General features: G+C 63.8%; 2 protein-coding genes and 1 pseudogene. 1 reads left to right on the forward strand and 2 read right to left on the reverse strand.

Annotation, left to right across the window (positions count from 1 at the left end; genetic code table 11):
* Positions 1 to 311: 311 nt before the first annotated feature.
* Both VHL31_RS07745 and VHL31_RS07750 read right to left on the reverse strand, forming a co-directional pair.
* Positions 312 to 2,663 (reverse strand): AI-2E family transporter, encoded by a 2,352-nt coding sequence (locus VHL31_RS07745; protein ID WP_414653665.1) that lies wholly within the window; start codon positions 2,661 to 2,663, stop codon positions 312 to 314.
* A gap of 240 nt (positions 2,664 to 2,903) precedes the next feature.
* Positions 2,904 to 3,047, reverse strand: a pseudogene (locus VHL31_RS07750) (IS3 family transposase); the annotation flags it as partial.
* A gap of 404 nt (positions 3,048 to 3,451) precedes the next feature.
* Between VHL31_RS07750 and VHL31_RS07755 the strand changes: the two are divergent.
* Positions 3,452 to 3,583: a hypothetical protein gene (locus VHL31_RS07755; protein ID WP_329660633.1), complete on the forward strand. Its 132-nt coding sequence runs from the start codon at positions 3,452 to 3,454 to the stop codon at positions 3,581 to 3,583.
* The last annotated feature ends 52 nt before the right edge of the window (positions 3,584 to 3,635 follow it).

The raw sequence follows: 3,635 nt of genomic DNA on the forward strand, positions 1-3,635 counted from the left end.
GTCAGCAGACCGATGTAGAGATTCATTGGATTGGCTGGCCTGCCACAGTCGATGGGCCTAGCAGGAACAGCAGCAGCCAGGGTTCGTTCCTGCGGCGCTGGGCGATCAGCCAGGGTCGTTCAACCAAGGGAACGGCAGCGAGTTGTGGATTGCAGTGGCGGCGATGGCCGCGTGTCCCATGGCGACACACCGACACATTTGTCAAAAGCAAGTGCCGGAACGACCAGCGGGAGCTGCCACGGCAGGTTGTTCTTCCCGAAAGCCCTGGCTGGGCCGAGATCGAGGGAGGCCCACGCAACAGAGTAGATGCTCTAAGGTCCGACGGTAGCCTGCATGGGCAGGACAAGCGTCTCTGGCGACTTCGGGGCCTCAGCAAGGTCGGGCGCTGAACCGCGCCGAACCTCCACCATCACCTCATCGGCCACGAGTTGCAGAACTGCCTTGTCGCGCGTGCTGATGCTGCGTGGAACGGTGTCGATGAGGCAGAGTGAACCGATTGCCGACCCGTTATCGGTTCGCAGGGGAGCACCAGCATAAAACCGGATGCCGCGCTCCTTGAGCCAGGGGTTGTTGGCAAACCGCTTGTCCCTCAGGACGTCCTCGACGACGATAACCTCGTTGGCTGCGACGACGTGGCTGCAGATCGACATCTCACGTGCTGCCTGACGCGCACTGGCAAGGTCCGGCGGCAGGCCGGTGCTCGATTTCCAGAACTGCCGGTGCTCATCGACCAGCGACACCAGGCAGATCGGCACGTCAAAGGCCTTTGCCAGCTTCCGTGTGATGCGATCGAATCGTTCCTCCGGAGGTGTGTCGAGCAGCCCTGTCTCGTTGAGGGCCGCCAGCCGAACGTCCTCGTCGGCCGCAGCCGGGGCCGCCATGGTCGGGCAAGAGAGTGGCGTCGTGGCCAAGGCCTCAATGCGTGTGAGCGCGCTTGTGAGCGAGCAAGCGACGAGATCGGCCATCAGCCCAGCCGCCGGATCATCGGTCTTGGCCTCATCGAGTTGCCCGTTCCAAAGACCAACCATGATCTTGATGTCTGGTGCCTTGCGCCGCAGGCGGCGGCAAGCCTGACGCGCCTGAGCAACCGCCGAACGATTCAGGTAGGACAGACAGACAAGCTCGACGTCCTTCAGGTCGATGTTGGCGATGCCCTCAGGGCTGATCGCATCTGCAGGGAGGACCTGAGAGCCGATCCCCCGGCGCTCCAGGAGTTGGGCCAGCATACAGGCAGCGGCACGGTCAAGGCCGGTCCGGCCGGCGATGCAGGCCACCGGTTTGCCCACCCAGATGATGGGCTCCATCCGGGCACTGCTATCGGCTTCCTCCACGTCCGGTCCTTCATGGTCGGCGAGATCTGCCACCAGTGTGACGAAGCCCTCGGTAACCAGCGCGCGCGACTCGCCAAACAGCCGCTCGCGCGAACGGTCGGCTTCCGCCAGTCGCAGGGCCGGCAGCCCGACCTCGTCATAGAACGTGGCGAGCGGCTGCGTCTCGAGGATGGCTGCGGACATGTCCTCCCCTTCATGGGCATCCCCGGCCAGCATGCGCTGGTAGAGGCGTTCGGAGGGGCTGAGCACCGGCTGGCTGCCGAGCATCACGTCCAAGAAGCGGAGATGAGGCACGTAGCGGGCGACAACTGCCAGGCAGACCGTAAGCGGGGTCGAGAGCAACAGACCCACCGGGCCCCAAAGAGCCGTCCAGAACACCGCTGCCACCAAGATCGCCACCGTAGAGACGCCGGTGCTGGCGCCGTAGAGCCACGGCTCGAGCACGCTGTTGCTGATCAACTCTACCGTGAGGATCAGCCCAAGCGTCCAGAACAACATGCTCCAGCCTGGGTCGACTGCCACCGCAAGTGCGATCGGAAAGAGTGCGGCCACAAACGGCCCCACATAGGGGACGAACCGCAGAACAGTCGCCAGCACACCCCAAAGAAGCGCATTTGGGACGCCGATGAGCCAGAGCCCCAGGCCGATCGGAATGCCGTAGGTGGCGTTGACCAGGAGCTGCATCAGCAAAAAGCGGCTTACCCGCTGTGCCACGTCGTTCATCGCCTGGATCGTCTGCTGGAGGTCGCCACCGAACAGCCCGATCAGGCGGTCGCGCAGGTCTTCCCGCTCGATCAGCATGAAAACCACCAGGACGATGACGATGCCGGCAGTGCCGACCGGGGCCAGCAGCGGCAAGCCGATGCTCTGCAGGACCTCCAGCGTCGTGGTGGGAGGCTCCTCGACGCGGACGGTCACTGGCTCGCCGGCCGGTCGATCCTCCACGGTGGGGTGCAGCTCGGCACCCAGCTCACGCAGCATGGTCGTCGCATGGTCGAGGACGCCACCCTGTGGAGCAGCGTCCTGAAAAGAACGGATCTTGGCTGCGATATTGTTCTGGTACTGCGGGAGGTTGTCCGCCAGCTGGACCAGTTGGCTGCCGACAAGCACACCAAACGCGGCGATGCCGGCGAAGGCCACGAGAACAACCAGCAGCACAGCCGGGATCCGGGACAGACCCCATCGCTTCAGGCGCACGGCCATGGGTGCCAGGGCAAAACTCAGAAGCACAGCCAGGGCGACAGGAATGAGAATAGCGCGACCGAAATAGAGCGCGCCAATAACGGCAGCGCCGACCACGACAGTTGCCATCAGGATGATCGCGGAGTGCAAGGCCCGCCCGGCGGGGAAGCGCCCAGAGGAGAAGCCGGTTTGGTCGCAAAGGCCATCGTATTCGCCACAGGCTCTGCGTCGGATGCTCCCGACGAAGCTTCAGATAACCTCGGTACCATCTGCATGTTCCCGCTTGGCGGATGGCGGGTTTACGTCAGGCTCTGGCCGCGCATGGTATTTTGGATCGCCGAATGAAGATCTGCACTGTACGTGGATACTGGGACCCTGAGTTGAAGCCAAAGCAGCTAAGTCCGCGGGCGAAAGCGGCTCATGCCGGGTAACGGCGGGTAACTTGAAGCCGTGCCGTTCGATGAGCCAGGTCCTGTCGTAGGCTTCGCACGAGGCGAGAACGGCCTGGCACAGCTCCTCAACCGTGGCAAAGTTGCCGTGGAGGGTGTTGGCTGCCAACACTGCCTGGATCGCGACCACTAGGTCGGCATCCGGGGCCAAGCCATAGGGGTTGCCGCTGAGGGACGAGAGCGTCCGGCTCACAGCTTTTGCGTCCAGCCAAAGGACGGTCGGCCTCCAGGGTGGCGATCTTCTTGGCCAGCAGGTCATGCTCGATCAACTCTTGGCCGAGCTTGGCCTTGAGCCGTTGGGCTACCACCGCCGCCTCCCTGGCAGCCAGAAGACGTCACGCCGCCCGCTTGGGCGCCGCGGCCGTGACCCTAATGAGACTGGCGCGAAAGCCGTGGCTGCTGGCTTGTAAGCTGAGTAGGGCGGATATGTGAGCGCCTAAGGCTAAAACTTCCGGCGCATCCCGCCGCTCATCGGCACCGGATTGACTGATGCCGAGAACTCGATGCGCCACCGTCTACTTCGTCAAGCGCGGCTGGCTGTCGATGCTGGCGCCGCTGGAGGACGGTGATGTCGCCGAGGTGGGCTTGGTCGGGCTGCCGGTCATCCTAGGCGAGCCGTAAGACGACCTGGAAGCCATGGTGCAATGTCCAGGTGGCGCACCGCTGCCTGCAA

Origin of the sequence: Geminicoccus sp. (assembly GCF_036263595.1) — a bacterium.
Taxonomy (GTDB): domain Bacteria; phylum Pseudomonadota; class Alphaproteobacteria; order Geminicoccales; family Geminicoccaceae; genus Geminicoccus.

What these genes read in the sequence shown, in the direction of transcription:
- VHL31_RS07755 (WP_329660633.1), top strand. Translation starts at nt 3,452, where the DNA reads ATGCCGAGAACTCGATGCGCCACCGTCTACTTCGTCAAGCGCGGCTGG.